Genomic DNA, 26175 nt, shown 5'->3' with positions numbered 1-26175 from the left:
TCGGGCTGGGCGCGGAACACGTCCAGCACCACGTCGTACACCTAATACCCCGGGATGCCTGATCTTCGCGGTGATGCGCGCCTGGCGACGCAAGCGCTTCGCGAACTCCTCGACGTGGTGGGGGACGAGTCTCGCCGGTGGGAGTGTGCCAGGTCCACCGGCGGCCCGGGGCGAGGGACGCGCCGTCTTGTTCCGGTCAACGCAGTGGCTCGTCAGTGCTGTTCAGGGCGGTGCGGCCGCCCTGTCGGCTGCGGAAGGCGCACGGCGGGAGAAGAAAGTCCTGGCAGATCTCGGTGACCGGAGCTAGGCTCCCCGCGATGACTCTCTCCCTGAACAGATTGGGGGACCCGTCCGCGCAAGGTGAGTGCTGATGCTCATCTCGACCGCGAACCGGGATTCCTACCCGTCTCCTCTCTCCTCCCCGTCCTTCTGGCCGCGCGTGCGCGAGTTCGCCGTGCCGGCCCCGATGATCGAGACTGCGACCGCCCGCCGTGAGGCCGGGGACTGGGCAGGAGCGTGCGCCGCGGCAGGCGTCGACATCGATTTCCGCCTCCGGTCCGTGGTGCGCGGCCACGGCCAGGAACTCGCCGCCCGCATCCGGGCGGACCTTCGCCATCTGGCTCCTGACCTGCTGCGCTGGCACATGCCGAGAATCGCCCCGCACGGGCTGCTGCGCCCGGGGCTGACGATCGAACTGGCCCGCTACGACCCACCCGAGCGTGACGGCCCGGGCCCCCTGCACCTGGTCGTCCGGACCCCGCCCGCCTGGGCGAACGCCGGGCAGCGGATCAGCCTCGCACTGTGGGACGGGTCGCACACCGAACCGGGCGCCCGCCGCCACCCCCACCCGCATCCGAACCGGCGCTTCCGCCTCGACCTGCACCGCCACCTGTGGGATGCGCGCAGGGCCGATGAGCTACGGATCCGTTGCGGCCTCGACGACCTGCCGTCCGCCCGTGCCACCGAAGCCGTCGACCCGGAGACGTGGAGCGCCGTCCCGCCGGACCGACGCTGCGCCGTGGACCGTTGGGCGGCGGAGGCGGCGATCCTGCTCCGCGCCGAGGGGCAGGGGCCGGGCAGAGCGTTCAGCGTGCGGCTGGGCGGCCGACATCGCCTTCTCCTGCGACTGGAGGCCGGCGCGGACGGTCGGGGGACGCCTGTCGCGCGGGTCGCGGCGGCGGCCCCCGACCCGGGCGCGTCCACACCACCGGTGCTGCCGGACGCGGCGACCTGGGTGCTGCCCGACCTCGACCTCCTCCGGACCGGGGAGATCGAGGCCGGTCAACTGCACCCGCTGGTCGCGCGGGCCCTCGTCCCGGGCCTGCCGCCGCCTTCTCCCACACCGGCTCGTCCGGGTGGCGGTGACAGTGCGGGAGCGTCGCGCCTCGTGGAGTGCCGGGGAGAGCAGCACCGGATCGGCCTCGTCGCAGGGGCCCTCGCGCCGCTGGACCACGATCCGGCCGAGGTCCGCCGCGAAGAACTGCTGGTCGCCCTGACCGGTACTCCGCTGCCCTGCCTCCAGGCCATCGACGAGGCGCACCGGCGGCCGGACTGCCTCACCGGTGTGCGGGAACGCCTCGACCACGGCGACATCGCCGGTGCGCTGGCCGTCGTCGAGGGGCTGCTCGGCCCCGGGGCGTTGCTGCGCGATGGTCCTCTGCGGGACGAACTGGAGGCCGCCGCGCAACGGCGGATCACCTACGGGCTGTTCCGGGCCGACCTGCTCGGTCCCGGACCCGTCCGCCACCGCTCCGACGCCCGCAAACCCGTCGACCCCCGCCCTCGTCGGTCCCGACGCCCGCGCCACACAACCGTCGGCTGACCCCGGGGCTGCCGGTCCTGTCGGCTCCCGCGCCGTGACCGTCCTGGCCCAACCCCGCACCCCCCTGCGCATTCGCCCCTCTCCTACCCTTAGGTGATCCTCATGCTCACGAGCACTCCGTCCGCCGCGCCCGCACCCGAGTCCACCGACTCTGCTCCCATCTCCCAACTCGTCGTCGCCGACGCGCTGATGAGCCTGCTCCGCGACACCACCACCGAGCCGCGCCCCGACATCCAACTGGAGGCGCTGACCCTGGCGGTCTCCGCCGACCTGCCCGTCCTGCTGTGGGGTGAGCCGGGGATCGGCAAGACCGCGGCGCTCACCCAGCTCGCTTCCTCCCTGGACCTGCCGCTCACCACGGTCATCGCCAGCGTCCACGAGCCGTCCGACTTCTCCGGACTGCCCATCGTCGGCGACGACCCCGCCGAACAGGGCGTGCCGATGGCCCCGCCGGACTGGGCCGTTCGCCTCGTACGGGCCGGGCGCGGGCTGCTGTTCCTCGACGAGCTCTCCACCGCACCGCCCGCCGTTCAGGCCGCGCTCCTCCGCCTCGTACTGGAACGGCGGATCGGAGCACTGCAACTCCCGCCCGGCGTACGGATCGTGGCCGCCGCCAACCCGCGCTCATCGGCGGCCGACGGCTGGGAGCTCAGCCCGCCGCTCGCCAACCGCTTCGTCCACCTCCAGTGGACCCACGACCACGAGGTCGTCGTACGCGGCCTCGCCGGCACCTGGCCCCGCGCGACCCTGCCCCGCCTCGACCCCGACAAGCTGCCCGAGGCGGTGGACTTCGCCCGGCGCGCGGTGTGCGGGCTCCTCTCGGCCCGCCCCACCCTCGTCCACCGGCTGCCCACGACGGAGACACGCCGGGGAGGCCCGTGGCCCTCGCCGCGCAGCTGGGACATGACGCTGAGCCTGATCGCCTTCGCGACCGCCGCCGGGTCCTCCCGGGACGTGCTGTCCTTGCTCGTCAGGGGGACGGTGGGGGACGGCCCGGGTCTTGAACTGCTGGCGAGCCTGGACCGGATGGACCTTCCGGACCCCGAGGACCTCCTCGCCGACCCGGCGGGCGCCGTCCTGCCCGAGCGCGGCGATCTCCGGCAGGCCGCCCTGGACGGGGTCGTCGCGGCGGTCCGTACCCGCCCGGACAGAGCCCGTTGGGACGCCGCGTGGGCGCTGCTCGTCCGGGCGCTGGAGGACGGAGCCCCGGATCTGGTGGTCGTCCCGGCGACGACCCTCGCCTCGCTGCGCCAGGAGGACTGGGACGTACCGGCCTCCATCGAACAGCTCGCGGGCGTCGTGTCCCTGTCCGGGCGCGCGGACCGGGCCGCCGCCCGGGTCACGGCGAAGGCGAAGGCGACGGCGGGCCGATGACGACGACGGACGCGTCGAGCGCACTCGACCTGGACAAACTCTTCGCCGCCCGCCTCCAGGCAGCCCGGGTCCGCCCCTACCTGGCGACCGCGCTGTTCGCCCTGCACACCGTGGAGTCACGGCAGGTCCCGACCATGGCCGTCGACCGGTACTGGCGGGCTTACGTCTCGCCGTCCTTCGTGGCCCGTACCCCCGTCGAGGAGTTGGCGGGGGTGTGGGTCCACGAGGTGTCGCACCTGTTGCGCGACCACCACGGCCGCAGCGACCGGGTCGCCCGGCAGCGCGGACTGACCGGACCGGGGGAGCGGCTGCGGATGAACATCGCCGCCGACTGCGAGATCAACGACGACGTGTACGGCGACGGCCTCGTCGGCCCGAAGGGTGCGGTCTACCCGTCGACGCTGCACCTGCAACCCGGCGAGCTCATGGAGGACTACCTGTACCAGTTCCGCCTCGGCTCCCGCACCCAGGACCTCGCGTGGCTGGACTGCGGAAGCGGCGCCGACGGGCTGGAGAGGGAATGGGAGCTTGGGCCCGACGGCGCGAACGGGCTGAGCGCGCAGGAACAGGACGCGGTCCGCTTCCGGGTGGCGCAGGGCATCACCGGTCGGCCGGGGAACGCCTCGAAGGGGTGGAAGCGGTGGGCGGAGGAGGCGTTCCACCCGCCGCAGCCCTGGCGGGATCTGCTGGGCGCAGCCGTACGCTCGGCCGCCTCGGGGCCCGGCGCGGGGGAGGACTACACCTACGGCCGCCCGTCGCGACGCTCCGCCGGACTGCCCGGCGTCGTCCTGCCGAGCCTCCGCCGCAGACCGCCCCGGGTCTCCGTCATCATCGACACGTCCGGTTCGGTCAGCGACGCCGAACTGGGCAGCGCGCTCTTGGAAGTCGCCGCCATCTCGCGCGCGGTGGGCGGCCGCCGCGACCTGGTCACCGTCCTCGCCTGCGACGCGGCGACCCGGGTCGTCCACCCGCTGTGCCAGGCCGAGGGCATCCCGCTGGTAGGAGGTGGCGGCACGGATCTGCGTACGGGCTTCGCGAAGGCACTCCGGTCCCATCCCCGCCCGGACGCCATCGTGATCCTCACCGACGGACAGACCCCCTGGCCGGCCGCGCAACCGGCCTGCCGGACGGTCGTCGGCCTGTTCCCGAGGGACCACAGGCGCCGCTCCTGGGACGAGGACAACCCCGACTACGTACCCCGTCGGCCTCCGGCGTGGGCGCGGGTGGTGGAGATCGGTTAGCTCGCCGGCTCAGGAAGCCCGTCGAAGGTCGGCCCCGGTGTTGAGTCTGGGGTGGGCGGGATGGTCCCCTTCATGGCATTGCCGTTCAGAGGGCCTGTGCTGCCCCCTGAAGTCGGCGCCCAGTGCCCTACGGATTCTGCCCGCGACCTCGCCGCTCGGCGCCCGGTCTGACGTAACCGCAGCCGTCCCTGCGTAAGCAGTCCTTGCCCTGCCATGTCGGCAGAGCAGGGTCCGGCGCCCGTAGGCGGTTCGGTGCTGGGTCAGAGCGGCCGTACGTTCAGGGAGGCCCGGACGGTCTTCCCTGGGCCGGCGGTGCGGGGGAACCAGCCCCAGTTGTGGGCCAGGGCGGCGAAGGCCGGCTTAGCGCCTCCACCAGCTCCGCCAGCGCCCCGGCCAGCATGTCGAGCCCCGGCCCCGCCGGGCCGCCCGGCTCGCTCATGTACGTGTCGCGGCGGATCTCGATCATCAGCGCGGTGACCCGGCGGTCCGTTCCGTAGTGCCGGAGAGGAACGTACGTACCGGCGAACGGGGTGTCTCGGCCGAGACCGCCGGGGGAGACGCGGCCCCCGAACGCCGTTTCCGCCGCCGCGAGGAGATCCGGCGGGGTGTGGAACGGGTCGGTGCCCAGGCAGACGGGCGGGCGGGGGCCCGTGCCGTGGAGTTCGTAGGGGAGGGGCACGGTCGGGTACGAGTGGACGTCGATGATCACCGCGCGGCCCGCAGCCGCGAGGCGCGACTCGACCGCCGCCGTCATCGCGGCGGCGTACGGGTGGAAGTACGCCTCCAGCAGCGGATCCGGGTCCGCCTCCTGCGGGCGGAGCGGTTCGCGGTGGGTGGTGCGGGTGTAGACGGCGCCCATGCCGACGGCGAGCATCTCCTCCCGCTCGTCCGGGAAGCGTTCCGGGTCGACGACCAGCCGGGACAGGTTGTTGACGAAGCGCCACGGGGCGGCCGGGGCGAGCACCGTGGCCGCCGACGCCAGTTCGGCGGTGTGGGCGTCGGTGATGTGGTCGAGCTCGCGCTCCAGGGCGGCATCGTCCAACGTGATCCCTTCTCGCACTTTTCGCGGGATGCGGCGGGACCCGTGCGGGACGTGCAGGAGGACCGGGGAGTCGGCAGCTCCCGGGATGAGCGTGAACGGCTGCGGATCACTCACCAGTGACTCCTTCGAGGTGTTTCGTTCGTTCCCGCACCAGAATCCCGGATCGGCCCCGGAAGGCATCGGCAGGGGGCGGGCGACGTCGCCGTCCCCCGCACCTCCGGTGGATGAGGGGCGGGGGACGGCGACATCACGGCTCGGCTACCGGCCGGAGCCGATCACCGGGTAGTGGTCGGAGAGGTTCGTGTACGTGTAGTCCTTGCCCCAGCTGGACACCGTCCAGGGGGCGCTCTCCTCCTTGACCACGTCGTTCCTCCAGCCCGCCGGCTTGGCGTGGCCCGTGCGGTGCAGGACGTGGTCCAGGTCCTCGCGCGGGTCGTCGGGGTAGCGCTCGGAGGCTATGGAGTTGTCGCGGGTGTCGAAGGAGTACGGGTGGCCCGTCCGGGTCTCCGGTGCGCTCAGGCCCGCGTCGGAGAGGAACGACGCGTACTCGGCCGAGTGCCCGTCGACGTTGAAGTCTCCCGCCACCACGACCTGTTCCGATGCCGGGATGTTCTTCGCGTCCAGGAACGCGTCCATCTGCTGGAACTGCCGGCTGCGCACCTGGGCCGCCTGGCCCGCCGAGCAGCCGGGGTCGGTCGACTGGGCGTGCGTGCCGACGACGTGGACCCGGACGCCGTCGACGTTCAGCACCGCGTAGGCGAAGCCCTTGTTCGAGAACCAGTCGCCGCCGCAGGCGTCCTTGAAGACGAACTGCTCCTTGCGCACGATCGGCCACTTGCTCAGGATCGTGACGCCGCCGTCCTCCGGCGTCGTCGCCGCGTACGAGCCGCCCGTCGCGTCCCAGCCGCTCTTGCTCCGGCCGACCACCGGGGTCTGGTACGGGTACGGGGACGCGGAGTTCCGCAGCAGCGCGTCGGAGGCCCCGTTGTCGAAGGCCTCCTGGATCACCACGACGTCGTTGCCCCGGAAGAACGATGCCTTCGGGATCTCGGCGGCCCGGTGGTCCTGGCCCCAGTTGGGGTACAGGGTCTTGCTGAAGAGGAACGCGTTGTACGAGAGCACCCGCAGCGACGGGGTCTCGGCAGCCGCCGCCTGCGGCGCGTTCACGGCGAGGGTGACGGCGGCGAGGGTGGCGGACAGGGCCACGCCGGTCAGGCGGCGGAACGCGGTGTTCGGCACGAGGTCTCCTGGGGTGGGTCGAGTGGGGGGGGCGTACCGGTCGATCCCATCCAAGCAGCGGGAGTTACCCACGGGTAGACATCGGGTGGCACGAGTCTGTCCGGCCGGCTGCCATCCGTCGTGCCGACGCCATGTGGGGGCCGTGCTCGCGAGATTCCCGTGGCGGCAGGCCGTTTCAGGCGAGGGCGCCGTACACGATGAGGTTGTCGACCGTATGACCGTCCGCGTCGAACTCGCCGTCGCAGGTGATGAGCCGCAGCGTGCTGTCCTTCGTCGGGCCGTAGACCTTGTCGGTGGGGAACGCCTTCTTGCTGACCGCTTCCTTCCCGGTGACCGTGTAGCGCAGGGTCTTCCCCGCCCCGTCGCGGACCAGGACCTCGGCGCCGTCGCGGATGTTCTTGAGGTCGTGGAAGACGGCGCGGCCGAAACGGGTGTCGTTGTGGCCGATCAGAACGGCGGGCCCCGGTGCCCCGGGCACGGAACCGCCGGTGTACCAGCCCGCTGTCATGCCCTTCTCCGCGGGCGGGACCTCGACCGTGCCGTCCGGATTGAGCCCCAGCTCCATGAGGGGGCTCTGTATGCCGATCGAGGGGATGGAGACGTGGGCGGGAGCCGGCTGATCCGGCTCGCCCGTCCTGGACGGTTCGTTCGAACCGGCCGGTCCGGATGCCGCCCCGCCCTGAGCGGAGGAGGACGAGGCGGAGGGCGCGCCTGTCGAGGCGGAGGAGGACGAGGCGGAGGGCTCGGCGGGCGAGCAACCCGCCAGTGCGACGCAGGCCGCGAGGGCGGTCAGCAGAGCGGCGGTCCGCCGGAAGCGGTGGGGCGACGTGCGGGACGGCACAGAGGACTCCGGGATCGGGACGGGACAGGGCGGCGGGACGGTGCGGTGCGGTGCGGGCCGGTGCGCGGGCGTGGCGCCGCCCCGGTGTGGGGGCGGCGCCACGGTCGGCTGTGGTGAGCGGTGCGGGTCAGCCGTTGAGGCCGGCCGCGGAGCGGCGGCGCAGCACGATCGTGCCCACGCCGGCGAGCAGCGCGGTCCCGGCCACCGAACCGACCAGCACCGCGGTGCTGTTGTCACCGCTTCCGGCGGGGCGCTCACCCGCGGCGACACCGCCGCGCGGGGTGACCACCGGGGCGGCCTCCTTCGGCGTGGGCGCCGGCGCGGGGCCCTCGCCCGCCGCGACACCGCCGCGCGGCGTCACCGCCGGCCGCGCGGCGTCCTTCGCGGCATCATCGGCGGCCTCGCGCTCGGACAGGTCGACCACGGGAGGCTTGCTCTCGGACAGGTCGACGGCGGTGGGCTCCGACGGCTTCGGGGAGGAGTCGGCGAAGGCGGCTGCGGACGGGACCAGCACCGCGCCGGCCGCGACGGCGGCCAGGACGGCGGCACGCAGGGTACGACGAGAGAGGAAAGCGGTCATACGGATGGCTCCATTCCATAGTCGGCCCCGTGACGGTCCCGGATGACGGTGCGCACCGGGGACGGGGCATGCCGCCAGGCTGGCGTGGAGATATGAAGAAGCTGTCAGAGCGCTGTGGTCATCCCATCAGGGGCCGGACGGCGTGGTTCCGGGCAGCCGAAGGACGAACGTCGACCCCTTGCCCTCGACGCTCGTCGCTCCCACCGTGCCACCGTGCGCCTCGACCAGTTTGCGGACGATGGCGAGGCCCAGGCCGCTGCCGCCCGTACGGCGGCTGCGGGACTTCTCCGCGCGCCAGAACCGGTCGAAGACATGGGGAAGGTCCTCGGACGGGATGCCGGAACCGGTGTCCGCCACCTCGACCAGCACCGCCCCGTCACCCTCGTCGGAGACGTACGCGCGCAGCGTCACCCGCCCGCCCTCCGGAGTGTGCCGTACGGCGTTGGACACCAGGTTGCCCACCACCTGCCGGAGCCTGACCGGATCGGCGCGCAGGACCGGCCCCGGGGCGGCGCCCGTGACGGCGAGGGTGACGCCCGCGTTCTCCGCCCGCGCCTGGTGGGCGGCGGCGGCCTGGCTCAACAGCTCCCGGACCTCGACGGGTTCGGGATGCAGCCGCAGCACGCCGGCGTCGGCGGCGGCCAGGTCCTGGAGGTCGTCGATGATGTGCTGGAGCAGCACGGCCTCCTCCAGCAGCGAGGAGACGAACGCCGGGTCGGGGTCGGCGAGCCCGTCCTGGGCGGCCTCCAGCCAGCCCCGGATGTTGCTCAGCGGGGTGCGCAGCTCATGCGCGACGTCGCTCACCATGGCCTTGCGCTGCTCCTCCAGCCGCGCCCGGTGCGCGGACATGTCGTTGAACGCCGCGGCGAGCCGGCCGACCTCGTCGTCCCCCGAGACGGGCACCGACTCCGGCTGCTCCCCGTCACGCATACGCTGCGCGGCGCCGGTCAGCGCGTGCAGCGGGCGCACCAGCCGGGCCCCGGCGAACACCGACGCGCCCACGGTGAGGGCCAGCACGAGCGCCGCCGCCCCGGCGATCCTGGCCGTGTTCGCCGGGGAGAGGTCGAACCCGGGCAGTGTCGCACCGCCCTCGTCGCCGATGAAGAGGAGGGCGGGGGAGGCCACGTACGAGCTGAGCTGTTCGCTCCGGGCCGTGCCCACACAGGACGCGATGGCCCGGTCGTTCTCCCCGGTGCGCTCCGGCGTCACGACGGATGGCTCGGCCGCCTCCGCAGGGGCGTCGCGCGGCGTCGGCACAGGCGCGGGCTCCGGCACCAGCGGCCCGGGTCCGTCCGGCCGCGGACCGGACTCGGGTGCCAGGGACACCCGCGCGGGATCGCCCCAGGACAGGTCGCTGTTCAGCCGTACGCCCTCGCGGCCCTGGCGCTTCAGACAGGCGTCGGCCAGCTCGGTGAGCGCGTCGAGCGCCTTGCGTTCCGAAGGGGTGGGTGTGTCCAGAGCGGCGAGATCACAACGCGTGCCCAGCGCGCGCTCGGGGTCGTTGCCCACGGTCTGCACCCGGGGGCGCCCGCTCGGGCCGACCACCACGTCCGAGGCGATACCCGCCCGGTTCAGGCACTCCACCTTGTCGTCGGCGAGCCGCCGCAACGCCTTGCCATCCGCCGCCGACAGCCGGAACGGCCCCACCGCCCGGGGGTCGATGCGGTCGGCCGCCGTGCCCTCCCCGTCGGCCCCGCGCGCCGCCAGAACGGTGTCCACGGACAACGGGTCGACCACGGCGGACGCCTGCGGCCCGAGCGCCGGGGCGGGCGCCGCGGTGGCCGAGTCGGCGAGCGGCTGCCTGCCCTGCGTGGTCAGGGCGACCCGGCGGCCCGACTCCCGGGCCAGTTCGCGCACCGTCGCACCGACCCCGTCCCAGGTCGGATTGCGGGCACCGTACTCCAGCAGGGTGTCGTAGATCCGGGCGTCCGCGGTGAGGTTCTGCCCCTGCTCCTGCTTGATCGCACCCGAGGTGGTCTGCACGGCGATCCAGGCGGTGGCAGCCACCGAACACGCGGCCACCAGCGCCGAAACGGCGAGCAGCCGCCCCAGCAGGCTCCGGCGCAGCGGCAGCCGCGCCCGGCCCGCCACCTCCCGCCGGCCGTCCCGCCGACCGGGTCGGCCGGCGCTCCTGCCGTCCCCGTCCGTCCCGCGCCCGACCGCCCCGTCGTCCCCGTCGCGCACCCTACGCACGCCGGACGGCCTTCGCCGGATCGGTGAGCTTGTAGCCGACGCCGAACACGGTGAGCAGGCGCTCCGGCCGCCGCGGGGCCCGCTCGATCTTCTTGCGCAGGTTCATGACGTGCACGTCGACGGTCCGGGCGCTGATGTAGCGGTCGAACCCGTGGAGCTCCTCCAGCAGCCGCTGACGGCTGAACACCCGGTCCGGTCCCGCGGCCAGGGCCGCCAGGATCCGGAACTCGCCGGGGGTGCACTCCACCGCCCCGCCGCCCACGGACACCTCGTGCCGCGCCGGGTCGACCACGAGGGCGCCGACCCGCAGAACCGGGTCCTCGGCCACCGGCTCCGGGGCGGCGGTGCGCCGGGTGCGCCGCAACAGGGTACGGACGCGGGCCATCAGCTCCCGCGGACTGTAGGGCTTGGTCATGTAGTCGTCGGCGCCGAGGTCGAGACCGAGCAGGAGGTCGTCCTCGGTCGAGCGGGCGGTCAGCATCAGCACCGGCAGCTCGCGGTTCTCGGACCGCAGTACGCGCACCACGTCCAGGCCGTCGGCCCGGGGCATCATCACATCGAGAACGAGCAGGTCGGGTTCCTGGTGCCGGACGGCGTCGAGCGCGGCGAGGCCGTCGCCCACGATCCGTACGGCGTGTCCTTCCCGTTCCAGATAGCGGCGTACGAGCTCGGCCTGCTTCTCGTCGTCCTCGGCAACTATGACGTCAGCGCACACGCCCTGATCGTAGAGCGGTGGGACAGCGGTGCGAGCCCGGGGCGGCCCCCGCGCCGTCCCCATCCCGGACGCGCCCCCGGACGCGCCCCCGCCCGGGACCCCGCCCGGGACCGACGGCCGTCGGCGCCCGGCCGAGCCCAGCGGCGGTGCCGACCTTGTGATCAAAGGTGTGCAGATGTCATGGGAGAACGGGCGGAACATGAGGTCGAATCGTGAGGAGTTCGGGCGAAGATGAGCGCGAACAGCTCCGATGGTTCACGCAACCTCCTTATAGTGGTGCCGCGTTGATCGTATGGTCGCAACGCGCGAAGCCGCCGCCCCTGGAGTCCGTACGATGACGAACCCCTCGTCCGCCACGCCCGCGTCCAAGGCCGGCGCCGGAGGAGGCTGCCCCGTGGGCGCCGGTACGGGCGCCGTCGCGCTCGGCGGGCCCGGCTTCCCCACCGAGCCGCAGGAGCTCTACCGGTCCATGCGGCGCGACCACGGCCCCGTCGTCCCCGTCGAGCTGCCCGGCGGCCTTCCCGCCTGGCTGGTGATCGGATACCGGGAACTGCACCAGGTCACCAGCGACGGGGAGCTGTTCCCCCGGGACGTCTCCCTGTAAAACCAGTGGGCACACGTCCCCGCCGACTGGCCGCTGCTGCCCATGGTGGGCACCCCCATGCCGTCCATCTACTTCACCGCCGGAGCCGAGCACCGCCGGCACGTCGACATGGTCGTACCGGCTCTCGAAGGGACGGACCCCTTCGAGATCCGGCAGCACTGCGAGCAGTTGGCCGACCGCCTCATCGACGCCGTCTGCCCCCGCGGCACCGCCGACCTCGTCGCCGAGTTCGCCGAGCCGCTGCCCGTGCTCGTGCTCGCCCGGCTCGTCGGCTTCCCCGACGACGAGGGCGCCGACATCGCGCGGGTGCTCAAGGACCTCGCCGACGGCGGCCCCGGCGCCCAGAAGGCGCACCTGAGCTTCGGTGAGCACATGCGGCGCCTCGTGGCGGCGAAGCGGGCCCGGCCCGGCGACGACGTGACCTCCCGGATGCTCGCCCACCCCGAACCGTTCACGGACGAAAAGTACGCGCTCGACCTGATGGCGGTCACGGCCGCCGGCCACCTGACCACCGCCGACTGGATCAGCAACTCCACCCGGCTGATGCTCACCGAGGACCAGTTCGCCGACGCCCTGTCCGGCGGCCGGCACAGTGTCGCCGAGGCCATGAACGAGGTGCTCTGGGAGGACGGCCCCACCCAGATCCTGGCCGGCCGCTGGGCCGCGCGTGACGCCCGGCTCGGGGGCCGGAACATCGCGCGCGGTGACATGCTGCTCCTCGGCCTCGGCGCGGCCAACGCCGACCCGCACATCCGGCAGCAGGTCACCGCCTCCACCGTCCGCTCCGGGCAGGGTGGCAACAGCGCGCACCTGGCCTTCAGCCACGGCGAGTACCGCTGCCCCTTCCCCGCCCAGGAGATCGCCGAGATCATCGCCCGTACCGGCATCGAGGTGCTGCTGGACCGGCTGCCCGACCTCGAACTGGCCGTCCCCGCCACCGAACTGGTCCGCCGGCCGTCCGCGTTCCTGCGCGGGACGACCGCCCTGCCCGTCCGCTTCACGCCCGTACGCACGACAGGAGACGCGTTGTGAACTGCCCGCACACTGCCGCCGCCGCGGCCGGCCGGGGCGCCGGGACCGTCGTCATCGACCCCCTGGTCCAGGACCTGGACGGCGAGACCGCACGGCTGCGCGAGGCCGGCGTCCTCGCCCGGATCGACCTGCTCGGCGTACCGGCCTGGACGGTCACCCGGCACGCCGAGGCGCGCCGACTCCTCCTCGATCCGCGGCTGGTGAAGGACATCGACGCCTGGGGCCTCTGGCAGAGCGGCGCGGTGACCCACGCGTGGCCGCTGATCGGCATGATCGACGCCGGGCGCTCCATGTTCACCGTCGACGGGGCCGCACACCGACGGCTGCGCACCAAGACCTCGCAGGCGCTCACCCCCCGCCGCCTGGAGGCGATCCGCCCGGAGATCGAGAAGTTCACCCAGGAGCTGCTGGACGCCCTCGACGCCGCGCGGGGGGACGACGGGGTCGTCGACCTGAAGGCGGTCTTCGCCCAGCCGCTGCCGATGCGGGTGGTGGGCATGCTCATGGGCGTGGACGAGTCCCAGCACGCCATGCTGACCAGGCAGTACAAGGCGTTCTTCTCCATGCTCACCCCGCAGGACGAACGCCTCGCGCTGCTGGCCGAGTTGGACGTCTTCTACACCGACCTCGTGCGGGAGAAGACCGCCCGGCCCACGGACGACCTCACCAGCGCGCTGATCCTGGCCGAGGAGGGCGGCGAGCCGCTCACCGAGGAGGAGGTGGTGGGCAACCTCAAGGCCATGGTCGCCGCCGGGCACGAGACCACCATCGGACTCGTCCTCAACGCCGTACGCGCCCTCCTCTCCCACCCAGACCAGCTGCGCAAGGTGCTCGCCGGGGAGGCCGACTGGGACGCGGTGATCGAGGAGACGCTGCGCTGGGACACCCCCACGACCCATCTGCTGATGCGGTTTGCCACCGAGGACATCGCCGTCGGCGACGAGGTGATCCGCAAGGGCGAGGGAGTCGTCGTCTCCTACCGGGCGATCGGACGCGACATCGAGCAACACGGCCCCGACGCCGACGCCTTCGACATCACCCGGCCCACCCGGAACCGCCACATGACCTTCGGCCACGGCCCGCACATCTGCCCCGGCGCGGCCCTGTCGCGCGTCGAGGCGAGCGTTGCCCTGCCCGCCCTGTTCACGCGTTTCCCCGGACTCCGCCTCGCCGTCCCGGACGAGGAGATCACCAAGCTTCCGGTGATGACGCAGAACGACATGACCGCCTTCCCGGTCCTCCTGGACTGACGGCGAAGCCGAGGCGGAGGGCGGACGGGAGGGGGCGGTCGGCGAGGCCGACACGGCCTGGTTCAGCACCGTGTACGCCGCCGGCACCGACCGCGCCCCGGACGTGGTGCTCCGGTCGGCGGACCCTGGCGGCCCGGTCCGCGAGCGGGACCCGGCGTTCCCGCGGGACCCGCCCCACCGAACCCCCGTCCAGGGCCTGGGGCAGCGCCCCGCACGGGGCCACAGGAGCGCGTGAAGTTCCTGGTTACCGAAGATTCAATCGTGGTAACTTCGCGTTCAGCCATGTGAGTTGGACCGACTCGGCGGGGGGATGGCCGGCGATGAACGCTGTCCCGCACGGGCACCCGGGACCGGACCTGGTGCAGAGCCTGGTCGACGCGCTGACCCTGCTCGAATGTGTCAAGGACCCGACTCAGCGCGGCGAGTTCGTGGAGACGGTGGCGTACCGACTCGGCGTCGAACTGACCTACCCGGACAGCACGCCCCGGGTCGCCATGACGCATCTGGTCCGCAAGGTGATCCACCGGCCCGGCGGCCCCGAGGCGCTCGTCTACGCGGTCCGCACCGTCTCCGGCCCGGACGAAGCCGAGCGGTTCGCCGCCGAGGCGGGCATCCGGACCGCGCCGGCCGGCCGGCGCCCTGGCCCGCGCCCGTCTTCGCCGATGACATCGCCCGGCAGGCACGGCGGCTGCTCGTCGAGGCGAAGGACATCGACGGCGGCCGCCTCGCCGCCCTCCTCGGCGACGAACTGCCCGGGGACCTGCCGGACCACGGAACGCCGGCCGAACTCTTCGACCACGCACTGGACATGACCGCACGCGGCGACGGCCTCCCGGCAGCCGTCGTCCTCGTCGAAGCGGCCGCCGCCCTGTCGGCCGAGCAGGGCGTGGCGCTGCGCCGCTGGGCGGACCGCTGGGCGGAGGCGGAGGGCCCCGCCGGGCCGGCCGACGACCCCCGGGCGGCGGTCGTCGCGGCGCGGGAGGCACTCGCCGACTGCCGGCGGCGCCTGGAGCGGCCCGTCGCCCCCGACCCGACGGTGCCCCGGTGTCTGGTGGTCATGGTCGAACCGGCCCGGGACGGTTCACCGGACGTCTTCGTCCGGCACTGGCTCAACAAGGTCCCCGGCTACTGGCGGCCGGAGCAGGGCGCCATGGAGACCGTCACCCTGAACACCCTGGCCGGAGCGGTCGAGCGCGCCGTCGAGCGGGGTGAGGCGCTGTGGGCCGACCCTCCGCAGGGGCACTCGGGACAGCCCGAGCCAGGCGGTCGCGCAGGGAAGGCGGGAGCCGGCGGGGGGCCGGTCCACGTCGAGTTCCTGCTCCCCTTCGACCTGCTGAACCACGACATGGCCCGCCTGGAACTGGGTACCGGAGCCCCGAGGCCCCGGCCGATCGGCATGCACTACCGGGTCCATCTGCGCAGCCTGGACCGGATGCGCGGCGACGCCGGACAGTTGCGCCGATGGCAAACCCGCTGGGATCAGCTACGAGCCGCGACCGCCCCGACCCCCCACCGCTGGAAGGCCGCGGACCGGGAAGGATTCGAACGCTGGCGTGCCCACCTCGCCGGGGACGAGTCGCTCACCGCGGTCATCCTCGACGCGCCCGCCGTCCAGGGGCACGGCCTGGAGGCGTTGCAGGCCGCCGTCGTCGAGGGCGTGGGCGTCGCCGCCTGGGACCGCAGGGCCGAAAGCTCCTCCCGGTCCAGCGAACTGCTCACTCTGCTTCTGGGGCACACGTACGCACAACTACCCGAAAAAGTGCACCGGTTGAGGGCGGGAGCGGAGACCGAGGAGGACGGCCCCCTGTGGGTGGGCAGGCACATCGCGTTCTTCTGGGACGACCCGTACCGGCTGGTCGATCGTGAGGAGTTGTTGTCGGCATGACCGGAGAGGCCTCTTCCGTACCACCGTCGCCGCCGCCCCCGTGGTGGGTCTTCCACGCGACCGGAAGGGCGCCCGGGGGCGAGCCGCCGGAGCTGCCGACGCCGCCGCCCTGGCGTACGTTTCCCGGCGGCCCGCTCCAGCCGCCGCCGCCCGAGGACGACCGTGCCGCGGAGCGCCGCCTCGGCCGGATCCAGGACGGGCCGCAGCTGCGCCGCGAGGAGATCGACGCGGTCAACGCCGCCCTGCTGCTGCGCCGCCCGCTGCTCATCACCGGCCCGCCGGGCGTCGGCAAGTCCACCCTCGCCTACCTGATCGCCCGCGAGCTGGGGCTCGGCCGGGTCCTGCCCTGGAGCGTCGTCAGCCGCAGCACGCTCAAGGGAGGCCTGTACGCGTACGACGCGATCGGCCGCGCCCAGGCGATCGCGGCCTGGCGGGCAGCCGACGCCACGAGCGCGCACGGCCCCGCCCCCGACACCGTCGGCGGAGCTCCGGACGGACTCGGCCCGACCGGTGAAGGGCCGCCGGCGCTGGGGGACTTCGTCACCCTCGGCCCGCTCGGCACCGCCCTGCTCGCCTACGCGCGCCCCCGGGTGCTGCTCGTCGACGAGCTGGACAAGAGCGACATCGACCTGCCCAACGACCTCCTGCACGTGCTGGAGAACGGCAGCTACGAGATCCCCGAACTCGTGCGTAGCAACGAGGAGTCGGCGACCGTGTTCACGGACGACCCGCGCGGCTCGGCGAGGGTCGAGGGTGGCCGGGTGGAGTGCGCGCAGTTCCCCGTCGTGGTCATCACGAGCAACGGCGAACGGGAGTTCCCCGCCGCGTTCCGCCGCCGCTGCCTGCCGCTGGAGATGCTGCCGCCGGGCCGCGAGCAGCTGATCGGCATCGTCGTCAGCCATCTGCGGCAGCGCCCGGAAGGCGTCGAGGCGTTGGTGGACGAGTTCGAGAAGCGTCTGCGCGGCGGCGGCACCCAGTCCATCGACCAGTTGCTCAACGCCGTTCAGCTGACGACGGCGGGCGGTTTTCAAGCGGATGCCGACGGGCGTAAACTCGTCGAGATGCTCCTCCGAGACCTCTCGAAGGGCCGCTGATGAACGGCTTGCCCAGGGAGCGTGCTCCGGACCCCGCGTCCGTGCCGGCCGACTCCCCCGATCCCACCACCGGCGACCGGCACGAGGACGACGGCCCGCCCGACCCGGGCGGAGCCGACTGGACGGAGCTCGCCGACGCCGCCTGGCTCGCCGCCGCCCGCCTCGACGCGCAGCGCACCCCCGGGCCCGCCCCGGACCACCCGCCCCACGCCGAACGGCACCCCGACACGCCCGGCCCCGACACGTCCGGTTCCGGGCAACCGCCCGCCGCCGGCCCGCAGCCCGCCGAAGGGACCGAACCGCTGCTCGGCCCGGCCCCCGGCACGGCGTCCATCCCCGCGCCCCTCGCCGTGCCCGGGGTCTCCGGGCTGCCCGGACCACCGGCGTACGAACGGGAGATCAGGACCGTCCAGGAGCTCACCCGCACCGGCCCCGAACGGCTGCCGGGCCACCGCCCCCGGGCCGTGCGCACGGCCACGCCGCGGCTGGCCAGGTCGCTGCGCGGGCTGGGCCGCAGGGTGCCCACCGGGGGCCGGAGCACGCTGGACGAGGAGAGCACGGCCGAGCACGGGCTCACCGACGGACTGTGGGTCCCCTACTTCCTCCCCGACCGCGAGAGGGCCTTCGACCTGGTGCTCCTCGTCGACCGGGCGCCCACCATGCCGCCGTGGGGCGCCACCGTGCGGCAGATCGCCGAAGAGGCCGCCCGCAGCGGGGCCTTCCGCGACGTCCGCACGGTCGGGGTGGCCCTGCCCGCCGGGGCCGGCGAACCCGCGCTGCGCTGGCCCGGCGGACGCGACGGCGACCCCGCCGAACTGCTCGACGGCCGCGGCGCGCGGCTCTTCCTCGTCGTGACGGACGGACTCGCCCACGGCTGGGCGGGCCCCGGGGCCGACCGGCTGCTGGAACGGCTCACCTCCGGCGGGCCCACCGCGCTGGTCCACCTCCTGCCGCCCTATCTGCGCCACCGCTCCTCGCTCTTCCCCTTCCGCGCCCAACTGGACGCCGGAGGCTTCGGCGCGCCGAACCGCCGCTTCCGCTTCCGTCCGCCGCTCGGCGCGCACGACCCCGTCCGGCCGCTGCCCGAACCGGACGACGACACCGTGCCCGTACCGGTGCTCAGCGTGCGCGCCGGGTCCTTCCGCGCCTGGGCCGACCTGGTGACCGGCGAACGCGGCGTGCGGCGAACCCTGCCGGTGGTCCTGGCGGGCGCGATGGCCAAGGGCGCCTCCGCCCCCGGGCTGCGCACCCCGGTCGTCGACGGCCCCCGGGCGGCGGCCGCCGCCGTACGCAGGTTCCGCTCCCTCGCCAGCCCGTTGGCCCGGCAGCTCGCCGTTCTGCTGGCCCTCGCCCCCATGGACTTCGCCGTCATCGACGAGCTGCGCGACCTGGCCCTGCCGGACGCAGGGCCCGAACACCTCGCCGAGGTCATGATGGGCGGGCTGATCGACTGGGACGCCGACGCCGGGAGCGGTCCGGACTTCGCCGACGATGTGCGCGAGGCACTGCTCGCCACCAGCACCAGGACCCAACTCGCCCGCACCGTGGGCCTGCTGGCGGAGCTGCGGACGGGGCAGGGTCACGGTGCGCGACTGCGCGCGGCCCTCCACGACCCGGTGCGCACCGCCCTCCCCGGTGCGGAGCCCGGCGTCCGTCCCTGGCTCCGCATCGAGCTGGCGGTGCTCCGGGCGCTGTCGGGCCCCTACGCCGGCCGGGCCGCCAGGGTGGCCGCCCGCCTGGTGCGTTCGCCGGACGACCCCCCTGCCCGGCCGGGTGAGATCGACGCGGATGTGCTGAAAGCCGCCTCGAAATGGGCAAGGCTGCCACCGGACAGCGTCGTTTCACCAGGAGGACCCGTGCCGCCCACGACACCCCCAGCAGCTGCCCCCTCGGCACCAGCTGACAACACCGCCCGGAGGGCTCACGAGGAGATGGAAGTCAAAGCGCCGGAAGCACGCGTCGTCCGTTCGGGCCAGCCGAGGATCATGGGCAACGTACCGCCGAAGAACCCCAACTTCACCGGCCGCGAGTCCCTCCTCGCCGCCGTGGAGCGGCAGCTGACCGAGGACGAGACGACCGCGGTCCTCCCGCACGCACTGCACGGCCTCGGCGGCGTGGGCAAATCGCAGATCGCGGTGGAGTACGTCTACCGTCACAGCGGCGAGTACAACGTCATCTGGTGGATCCCCGCCGAGCAGGAGAGCCTGATCCTGGCCGCGCTCGCCGAGCTGGCGGCCGGCCTCGGCCTGGAGGTCGGGCCGCAGGCGAACACCGCCGTCCCCGCCGTCCGCGAGGCCCTGCGCACCGGCAAGCCCTTCGACAACTGGCTGCTGGTCTTCGACAACGCCGAGGACATCGAGTCGGTGCGCTCGTACTTCCCCAACGGCGGACCGGGAAAGATCATCGTCACCTCGCGCAACCGGGAGTGGGAACGGGTCGCCACCCCCCTCAGCGTCGACGTCTTCGACCGCGAGGAGAGCATCGCCCTGCTCCAGCGCCGGGCCCGGGGACTGAGCACCCATGACGCGGGCCGGCTCGCCGAGGCGCTCGGCGATCTGCCCCTGGCCGTCGAACAGGCCGGCGCCTGGCACGCCGCCACCGGCATGCCGGTCGACGAGTACCTCCAACTGCTCGACGAACGCCGCCCCGAGATCCTCGAACTGGCCCCGTCCCCGGACTACCCGCTGCCCGTCGCCGCGGTCTGGGACATCTCACTCGGCCGGCTGTCCCTCGAGAACCCCGCCGCCCGCCAACTGCTCCAGATCTGCGCCTGCATGGCACCCGAGCCCATCCCGCTTAACATGCTCCGCGGCGGCCGCAACGTCCAGATCACCCCCGAGCTGGACCCTGTGCTGCGCGACCCCCTGCTGCTCGCCCGCGCCACCCGCGACCTGAGCAAGCTCTCGTTGGTGCGCCTCGACCACAAGGCCGGCACGCTCCAGATGCACCGGCTGATGCAGAACGTGATCGTCGCCCGGCTGGGCCCGGAGGAGCGGGAGGCGATGCGCAACGCCGCCCACGCGCTCCTGACCACCGCGAAACCCGGTCTGCCCGCCTCGCCGGAACAGTGGCCCACCTACCTCGGGCTGCTGCCCCACGTGATCGCCTCCGACGCGGTCGACAGCTCCGACGGCTGGGTGCGCGACCTGGTGTTCGACATGGTCACCTTCCTCTACTACTGGGGTGCGCACGAGGCGGGCGCGGACCTGACCCGGCGGGCGTGGGACGCCTGGAGCGAGCAGTCGGCCGAGGACGACCTGCATGTCATCCGGATCACGAAGATGCTCGGCTTCTACCTCCAGCACCTCGGCCGGATCCCGGAGGCCGCCGCGCTGAGCGAGCAGGCCATGGAGGTCTCGCGCAACGCCCCGATCCCGGAGGAGGAGCTCATCGACTCCATGCTCCAGATGGCCGGTTCGCTGCGCTACCGGGGCGACTTCGCCGCCGCCCGGGAGCTGAACGCCGAGGCCTTCGAGCGGTCGAGCGACCTCTACGGTCCTGAGGACCCGACCACACTGAACGCGGCCCACAGCTACGGCGTCTCGCTGCGGGTGAACGGCGACTTCCGGCGGGCGATGGAGATCGACGAAGAGACCGCCAGGCAACGCCAGTTGCTCTACGGTCCGACCAGCGGCCTGACTCTCAACACCCTGAGCGCCCTGGCGGCGGACACCCGCGAGGCGGGCGACTTCCCCCAGGCCCGGGTGCTCCAGGAGTCGACCTACCAGACCTATCGAACCCATTTCGGCCGCACCAACGCGGCGACGATCCGGGCCGCGCTGAATCTCGCGATCTGCCGACGCCGGGCCGGGCTGCAGGAGGAGGCGTCGGAGCTGGTCGAGGAGATCCTGGAGAGCTTCACCACCCGGTACGGCGCGGAGTACCCGGAGACCCTGGGGGCCGCCCTCGCGGCGGTCGTCGACCGCAGGATCGCGGGCAGGCTGGAGGACTCCCGGCGCCTCGGACGGCAGATCCTCGACCGCTACCGGGACATCTTCGGCGAGCACCACCCGTACACCCTGTGCGCCATGGTCAACGTGGCCGCCACCCTGCGGGCCATGGGCGAGGTCGAGGAGGCCGAGCGGCTGGACACGGTCGCGGGGGCACGGCTCCGGGCGGACCTGGGGGAGCGGCACGTCTACTCCCTGGCCGCCGCGCTGGGCCGGGCCAACGACCACTACGCCCGGCTGGACTTCGCCGGCGCGCTGGAGGTGGACAGCGCCACCCTCCCGCTGCTCACCGAGGTGGCGGGAGAGGACCATCCCTTCACCCTCGTCTGCGTCGCGAACCTCTCCCTGGACCAGCGCGGACTCGGCCGCCCCACGGAGGCGGACCGGCTCAACACCCGGGCGGTGGAGGGCCTGACGCGTGTCCTCGGGGAACAGCACCCGTGGCGGACCTCGGCCCGGCTGCACCAGCGCATCGAGTACGACGTGCCGGTGATTCCGTTGTGAGGCGACGGACCGGGCCGGCGCTCGGACGTCCGGTCCGGACGGACCACGGGACCCGGCCCGGATGGGCGGGCCGGGAGAACACCGACGGGGGCGAGGCATGACCACGGTCATATTCATCCACGGCACGGGCGTGCGACCACCGCACGCCGAGACCCTGTACGCACGGGTCACGGCCTCGCTGGCCGAGGCCGCCCCGGGCGTGCGGGTCGTTCCGCTCGACTGGGGCGAGCGGTACGGGGCCCGGCTCGCGGCGGGCGGGGCCAGCATCCCGTACGACGGGGCCGGAGCCACCGAACGGGACGCGGAGAGCGAGCAGGACGACGAGACCGCCGCCTGGGAGCGCCTCTACCGCGACCCGGAGGCGGAGCTGGCCCGCGCCGCCGCGCGCGGCCCCTCGGGTGAGATCCCGCCGGGCGCCGCCTTCCCCGACGAGGAGTTCCGGGAGCGGCTGGCGGCGCTGGCCGCCCGGGGCGAGGGGACCGCCCCGGAGCTGGGCCCGGGGCTCGGTGCGCGGGCCGCCGCCCTGGCCCGTGGTCCCCTGCTCGCCCCGGCCGCCGAAGCCCTGGACCCCGAAACCCTGGCGACGCTCCTGGCCCGCGCGCTGGCCGCGGCCGTGATCGGCGCGGCCCTGGCCGAGGACGCGCCCGTGATCCCCGACGGGGCCACCCGCGACGCCGCGGTGGACCGCATCGCCCGGGAGCTCGGCGCCGCCGCGCCCGGTACGAGCAGGGGGCCGGTGGGCCGTCTGGTCGCCCGGCCCATAGCCCGGCTCGGCTCCCGTTACGCGGTACGCCGCCGCCGCGCCCTCACCGGGGCCGCCCACCCGGCGGCGGGCGACGTGCTCACGTTCCTCGTCCGCGGCGGCCCCCTGCGCGCCGCGCTGCGCGAGCTGGTCGCCGCCGTGGAGCCCCCGGTCGTCCTGCTCGGCCACAGCCTCGGCGGGATCATCGCCCTCGACACCCTGATCGAGGCCCCGCTGCCCGGCGTCCGGCTGCTGGTCACGGTGGGCTCGCAGGGGCCGTTCCTGTACGAGACGGGGGCGCTGCCCCACCTCGAACACCCAAAACCGCTGCCCGCCCACGTCCCCGCCTGGCTGAACATCCACGACCGCCGCGATCTGCTCGGCTTCGCCGCCGCGCCGCTGTTCCCCGGCCGGGCCGAGGACATCGCGACCGACAACCGGCAGCCGTTCCCCGCCGCCCACAGCGCCTACTGGGCCGATCCGGCCGTCTACCGGGCCATCGCGGAGCGGCTGCCGTGACCGCGGGCGGTGTCGACCCGGCGCGCGTGGTGGCGCTGGTCGTCGGCGTCGAGGCCTATGCGGCGGGCCCGCACTGGACGCTGCCGGGGCCGGTCCGCGACGCGCTGCGCTTCCGGGACTGGCTGCGGTCCACGGGCGTGCCGGACGCCAACATCCTGCTGCACCTCGCCCCGGCGCACGGGTCGGACCCGGTCACCGGCCACCGCGGCGCCGACCACGAGAGCCTGCGTCGGGTCCTGGTCCACGAACTGCCCGCCCGCCAGGGGGACGTGCTCTGGGTCTGGTGGGGCGGGCACGGCGTCCTGGACCGGGACGAACACCTGCGGCTCTACTGCGCCGACGCCACGGACGCCGACCGCCGCAACATCGACCTGGAGTCCGCCCGCCGCCGCCTGAGCAGCGATGTCCTGCCCGGCTTCGCGGAGCAGAACTGGGTCGTGGACGCCTGCCGGACCTTCGAGGAGCGCCACCGCCCGGCGGTCACGATCCCCGACGGGAGCCTCCCCGCCGGGCAGCGACAGCGGGTGCACCGGCAGAACGTGCTGCTGGCCGCCGACCGGGGGCAGCGCGCGGCCAACGACCCCGTGCGCCGCCTGGGCGTCTTCTCCGACGTCCTCCTCCGCGAGCTGGCCGGACTGCCGGGCGGCCCGGCTCCCGACCCGGAGGCCCTCTTCGCGGCAGTCCGGGGCCGGTTCGACCGGCTGCGCGCCGAAGGGAGCCACACCCAGCTCCCCACGCTCCAACTGCACCGCCCCGGCCACTCGGAGCACCTGCCCGACCGTCCGGCGACACCGCCGACGAACGGAGTCCGCCCGGACCCGACCGGACGGGCGGCGGTCTTCTCCGGGTGGTCGAAGCCCTCCTCGCCTATCCGCTGATGAGCGACCGGGACGAACGCCAGACGATGGTGGGGGAGCTGGACCCGGTCCTGGTGGCACGGATGCCACGGCACGCGGTGCCCCGTACGGACGTCCTGGGCATTCTGCGGACGCTGCGGCGGCGCCCGGAGGGACCCTGGGACCTCTACCGGGCCGTCACCCTGCTCGACGACGATCCCGCCAGGGCCGTCGAACTGGAGCAAGCCCTGCGGGAGTTCCTGGTCGAGGACCGGCCCGGTCCGCCCGGACCGTGATCGTACGACGTGATCGCACGGGTTTCCGGAAGGCAACCCATTCGTCATGATGGGAAGGGACGGGTGGCATCGTGTGCCGCCGGACCGAAGAGGGGGAAAAGGCCTTGCAGCAGACGGCATCGGCCGGTGAACCGGCCGACTACCTGGAGTCCGATGTGGCGGACCTCGCGGAAGTGGGCGTCGCCACCGTGCGCGCCCTCGCTCCCGCGCCCGGACAGCGTCTGCTGGAGGAGATCCGAAGAGCGCGTACCAGCACGCTGTCCGAACCCCCCACCGCCCGCGCCGACTGAGCGCTGTGCGGCCCGCCCCGGAAGCGGTTTCCCGCAGGTCGAGTCGGGGCCATAACAGAGGAGCGCGGGTGCACGGACCGATGCGGATGCCCGGCCACTGGTTCGACGAACTCGCCGCGGGCGGTGGCTCGGCGGAGGCCGTCGGCTTCCTCGTGGCAGGCGAACGGGCACGACGCCTGCTCCTGTTGCGGGAGTTGCTGAGCCTGCTGGAGGAACGGCCCGCGCTGCTCGGCCCCGCCGACCTGGGCGTCATCTGGCGGGCCGTCGAACGAGCCGAGGCCCGAAAGCCGGGCTGCGTCGAGGAGTTGCTGCTCAGTCCGCAGGTGGGGAGCTGGCTCGCCCACACGCTGCGGCGATTGCACGGTACCGCCGTCGGCTCGCCGCTGTGGGTGGACACCGGTCACCTGGCCGGCGTCGCCGTGGTGGCCGCGCTGAGGGCCGGGACGGCGGCGGACCTCGTCGTGCCCGCGAGGGAGGGCGCGGTGGCCCTTCCGACGCTCGGCCTCGCCCGACTGCCGGGCATTCCGCTGCTGGGCTTCCAGCCGGTCCACGCGCGGGTGCGAGAGGGGGAGTTGCTCCTCCTCGCGACCGGACGGGGCACCGGGGCGACGGCGCTGACCGTGCGACCGCTCACCGCCCCGCCGAGCGCTCTGTGGTGGCCCACGCACCGGCTGCCGGTCCGGCCGGGCGGGCCCGAGGTCGCCCTCGACGACACCGACCCGTACCGCGACCTCGACCGGCCGATCCCGCCCCGACGGCTCACTCCGCGCGAACTCGGCACCTGGCAGAGCCTCTTCACCGAGGCGGTCGCGCTGCTCGGACCCGCCTGCGGTCCCGGGCCGCGTTCCGGCGGTACGGGACCGGGCACGCTGCGCCCCGAGGCGATCAGGCGCATCGTGCCCTGGCCCGGACGGCTGCCGGACGGCCCCGTCGCGGGGCTTAGCGCCTCCACCGCCGACGCGTTCGGCTCCCTGGTAGTGGCCCTGCCCCCGGACGGCGCGGCGCTCGCGGAGACGATGGTCCACGAGTTCCAGCACAGCAAACTCGGCGCGCTGCTGCACCTCTTCGCGATGCTCGACGACGACCGAGAGGAGGAGCACTACGCCCCGTGGCGCCCGGACCCGCGGCATCTGCCGGGGCTTCTCCACGGGGCGTACGCCTTCGTCGGCGTCGCCGGGTTCTGGCGGGACCGGATCGGGGACCGGGCGGCCGATCCGCTGGACCTGGCGCCCTTCCGGTTCGCGCTCCGCCGCCTCCAGACCCGTACGGTCCTGCGGACCCTGGCGACCCGCGCCGCGCTCACCGGACCCGGCCGCCGGCTCGTCGCCGGACTGACCCGCACCGTCGACGGCTGGCTCCGCGAACCCGTGGACGGGCGGGCCGTGGCGCGGGCCCGCGCGGCGGCGGCCGGTCACCGGGTCGAGTGGCGGCTGCGCAATCTGCGGTGCGCGGACGAGGAGCGCGCCGGCCTGGGCGCTGCGCTGCGCACGGGGGCTCCGCCGCCGCCCGTAGGACGGCCCCTGCTCGTCCCGGCCTCGGAACGTACACACTGGCAGGACGTGCGGGGCGCGCTGTACCTCCGCCCGGACATCGCGCGCCCGGACAGCGCGCCGGACGTCACCGTTGCGGACACCGGGCCGGGCGGCACGTCGGTCGCCGCTCCGGACACCGCGTCGGTCACCGTCGCCCGGGGCGTACGCCTCCGGGCCGCGCCGCCGGTCCGCGCCGATGTGCTGCTGGTCCGGGGGGAGGCAGCGGCGGCACGGGAGGCGTACCGGGAGCGCTGGTCCGAGGCGCCGGGGGATCCCCATCCGCTGGCGGGCTGGCTGCTGGCGCACACCGCGCTCCACCCCGGCCACCGGCGGCTCCTCGCCCGCCCGGAGCGGTTCGCCGCCGCCGTCGCGGGGGAGGGGCCGGAGGTGTGGGAGCACGCGGCCCACCGGCTGGCTGCCGCACAACCACCCGTCTGACCAGCACAAGGCCGCCCGCACGGAGGGCCGGGATCCTCTCGGGGAGGCCCGCGCGCGTGAGGCGCATCACTCTGCGTGAAATTCTCGGCATACATTCCGCCGGACCGGGGAGGGGACCAGGCCGCTGGTGCGGCCGTACCCCGGTTCACCGCGCAG

General features: G+C 74.0%; 19 protein-coding genes and 1 pseudogene. 14 read left to right on the top strand and 6 right to left on the bottom strand.

Going from position 1 to position 26175, the window contains the following annotated elements; translation table 11 throughout:
* The first annotated feature begins 370 nt into the window (after positions 1-370).
* From AC3CH1_RS04455 to AC3CH1_RS04445, 3 genes are all read left to right on the top strand, one after another.
* On the top strand, positions 371-1822 hold the full coding sequence (locus tag AC3CH1_RS04455) for a hypothetical protein (RefSeq protein ID WP_488461648.1): 1452 nt from the start codon (positions 371-373) through the stop codon (positions 1820-1822).
* Positions 1823-1924: 102 nt separating this feature from the next.
* Positions 1925-3196, top strand: a complete 1272-nt coding sequence (locus AC3CH1_RS04450; protein WP_488461647.1) for an AAA family ATPase — start codon at positions 1925-1927, stop codon at positions 3194-3196.
* A complete protein-coding gene (locus AC3CH1_RS04445) occupies positions 3193-4437 on the top strand; it encodes a vWA domain-containing protein (RefSeq protein WP_488461646.1) in 1245 nt (414 codons plus the stop codon). Before AC3CH1_RS04450 ends, AC3CH1_RS04445 begins: the two co-directional genes overlap by 4 nt.
* Before the next feature lie 277 nt (positions 4438-4714).
* Here the strand turns inward: AC3CH1_RS04445 and AC3CH1_RS04440 are convergent, their stop codons facing one another.
* The 6 genes from AC3CH1_RS04440 to AC3CH1_RS04415 all read right to left on the bottom strand — a co-directional run bounded on the left by AC3CH1_RS04440 (position 4715) and on the right by AC3CH1_RS04415 (position 11047).
* Positions 4715-5593: an N-formylglutamate amidohydrolase gene (locus AC3CH1_RS04440; protein ID WP_488461645.1), complete on the bottom strand. Its 879-nt coding sequence runs from the start codon at positions 5591-5593 to the stop codon at positions 4715-4717.
* A 144-nt stretch (positions 5594-5737) separates the two neighbouring features.
* Positions 5738-6718: a sphingomyelin phosphodiesterase gene (sph, locus tag AC3CH1_RS04435; RefSeq protein WP_488461644.1), complete on the bottom strand. Its 981-nt coding sequence runs from the start codon at positions 6716-6718 to the stop codon at positions 5738-5740.
* Between the two features lie 175 nt (positions 6719-6893).
* The gene (locus tag AC3CH1_RS04430; protein ID WP_488461643.1) at positions 6894-7559 is read right to left on the bottom strand and encodes a class F sortase; all 666 of its coding nucleotides are present in this window, start codon (positions 7557-7559) and stop codon (positions 6894-6896) included.
* Between the two features lie 127 nt (positions 7560-7686).
* On the bottom strand, positions 7687-8139 hold the full coding sequence (locus AC3CH1_RS04425; protein ID WP_488461642.1) for a hypothetical protein: 453 nt from the start codon (positions 8137-8139) through the stop codon (positions 7687-7689).
* A gap of 126 nt (positions 8140-8265) precedes the next feature.
* A complete protein-coding gene (locus AC3CH1_RS04420; RefSeq protein WP_488462142.1) occupies positions 8266-10323 on the bottom strand; it encodes an ATP-binding protein in 2058 nt (685 codons plus the stop codon).
* A gap of 1 nt (position 10324) precedes the next feature.
* On the bottom strand, positions 10325-11047 hold the full coding sequence (locus tag AC3CH1_RS04415; protein WP_361866910.1) for a response regulator transcription factor: 723 nt from the start codon (positions 11045-11047) through the stop codon (positions 10325-10327).
* 334 nt (positions 11048-11381) lie between these two features.
* Between AC3CH1_RS04415 and AC3CH1_RS04410 the strand changes: the two are divergent.
* The 11 genes and pseudogenes from AC3CH1_RS04410 (at position 11382) to AC3CH1_RS04360 (ending at position 26019) form a co-directional block, all read left to right on the top strand.
* Positions 11382-12683, top strand: a pseudogene (locus AC3CH1_RS04410) (cytochrome P450).
* Entirely contained in the window at positions 12680-13933 is a 1254-nt protein-coding gene (locus AC3CH1_RS04405; RefSeq protein ID WP_488461641.1) for a cytochrome P450 family protein, read from the top strand. Before AC3CH1_RS04410 ends, AC3CH1_RS04405 begins: the two are co-directional and overlap by 4 nt.
* A 320-nt stretch (positions 13934-14253) precedes the next feature.
* Positions 14254-14745: an effector-associated domain 2-containing protein gene (locus AC3CH1_RS04400; protein WP_488461640.1), complete on the top strand. Its 492-nt coding sequence runs from the start codon at positions 14254-14256 to the stop codon at positions 14743-14745.
* Positions 14643-15818: a VMAP-C domain-containing protein gene (locus AC3CH1_RS04395; RefSeq protein WP_488462141.1), complete on the top strand. Its 1176-nt coding sequence runs from the start codon at positions 14643-14645 to the stop codon at positions 15816-15818. The genes AC3CH1_RS04400 and AC3CH1_RS04395 overlap by 103 nt, the downstream gene beginning before the upstream one ends.
* On the top strand, positions 15815-16912 hold the full coding sequence (locus AC3CH1_RS04390; protein WP_488461639.1) for an AAA family ATPase: 1098 nt from the start codon (positions 15815-15817) through the stop codon (positions 16910-16912). The genes AC3CH1_RS04395 and AC3CH1_RS04390 overlap by 4 nt, the downstream gene beginning before the upstream one ends.
* Complete coding sequence (fxsT, locus tag AC3CH1_RS04385) at positions 16912-21366, top strand: FxSxx-COOH system tetratricopeptide repeat protein (RefSeq protein WP_488461638.1); 4455 nt, start codon at positions 16912-16914, stop codon at positions 21364-21366. Before AC3CH1_RS04390 ends, fxsT begins: the two co-directional genes overlap by 1 nt.
* A gap of 97 nt (positions 21367-21463) precedes the next feature.
* The gene (locus AC3CH1_RS04380) at positions 21464-22627 is read left to right on the top strand and encodes an alpha/beta fold hydrolase (protein WP_488461637.1); all 1164 of its coding nucleotides are present in this window, start codon (positions 21464-21466) and stop codon (positions 22625-22627) included.
* Positions 22624-23505, top strand: coding sequence for an effector-associated domain 2-containing protein (locus AC3CH1_RS04375; protein WP_488461636.1), 882 nt, complete (start codon positions 22624-22626; stop codon positions 23503-23505). The genes AC3CH1_RS04380 and AC3CH1_RS04375 overlap by 4 nt, the downstream gene beginning before the upstream one ends.
* Complete coding sequence (locus tag AC3CH1_RS04370; RefSeq protein ID WP_488461635.1) at positions 23475-23759, top strand: effector-associated domain 2-containing protein; 285 nt, start codon at positions 23475-23477, stop codon at positions 23757-23759. Before AC3CH1_RS04375 ends, AC3CH1_RS04370 begins: the two co-directional genes overlap by 31 nt.
* A 104-nt stretch (positions 23760-23863) precedes the next feature.
* Positions 23864-24049 carry a hypothetical protein gene (locus AC3CH1_RS04365; RefSeq protein ID WP_488461634.1) on the top strand — a complete coding sequence of 62 codons (186 nt, stop codon included), beginning with the start codon at positions 23864-23866 and terminating at the stop codon, positions 24047-24049.
* A 68-nt stretch (positions 24050-24117) separates the two neighbouring features.
* The gene (locus AC3CH1_RS04360; protein ID WP_488461633.1) at positions 24118-26019 is read left to right on the top strand and encodes an HEXXH motif domain-containing protein; all 1902 of its coding nucleotides are present in this window, start codon (positions 24118-24120) and stop codon (positions 26017-26019) included.
* Positions 26020-26175 lie beyond the last annotated feature (156 nt).

The sequence above is a fragment of the Streptomyces sp. MGP-P1 genome, assembly GCF_057766565.1.
This window is presented reverse-complemented; position numbering and strand designations above follow the sequence as displayed.

What these genes read in the sequence shown, in the direction of transcription:
- AC3CH1_RS04455 (WP_488461648.1), top strand. Translation starts at nt 371, where the DNA reads ATGCTCATCTCGACCGCGAACCGGGATTCCTACCCGTCTCCTCTCTCC.
- AC3CH1_RS04450 (WP_488461647.1), top strand. Translation starts at nt 1,925, where the DNA reads ATGCTCACGAGCACTCCGTCCGCCGCGCCCGCACCCGAGTCCACCGAC.
- AC3CH1_RS04445 (WP_488461646.1), top strand. Translation starts at nt 3,193, where the DNA reads ATGACGACGACGGACGCGTCGAGCGCACTCGACCTGGACAAACTCTTC.
- AC3CH1_RS04425 (WP_488461642.1), bottom strand. Translation starts at nt 8,139, where the DNA reads ATGACCGCTTTCCTCTCTCGTCGTACCCTGCGTGCCGCCGTCCTGGCC.
- AC3CH1_RS04400 (WP_488461640.1), top strand. Translation starts at nt 14,254, where the DNA reads ATGAACGCTGTCCCGCACGGGCACCCGGGACCGGACCTGGTGCAGAGC.
- AC3CH1_RS04390 (WP_488461639.1), top strand. Translation starts at nt 15,815, where the DNA reads ATGACCGGAGAGGCCTCTTCCGTACCACCGTCGCCGCCGCCCCCGTGG.
- fxsT (WP_488461638.1), top strand. Translation starts at nt 16,912, where the DNA reads ATGAACGGCTTGCCCAGGGAGCGTGCTCCGGACCCCGCGTCCGTGCCG.
- AC3CH1_RS04380 (WP_488461637.1), top strand. Translation starts at nt 21,464, where the DNA reads ATGACCACGGTCATATTCATCCACGGCACGGGCGTGCGACCACCGCAC.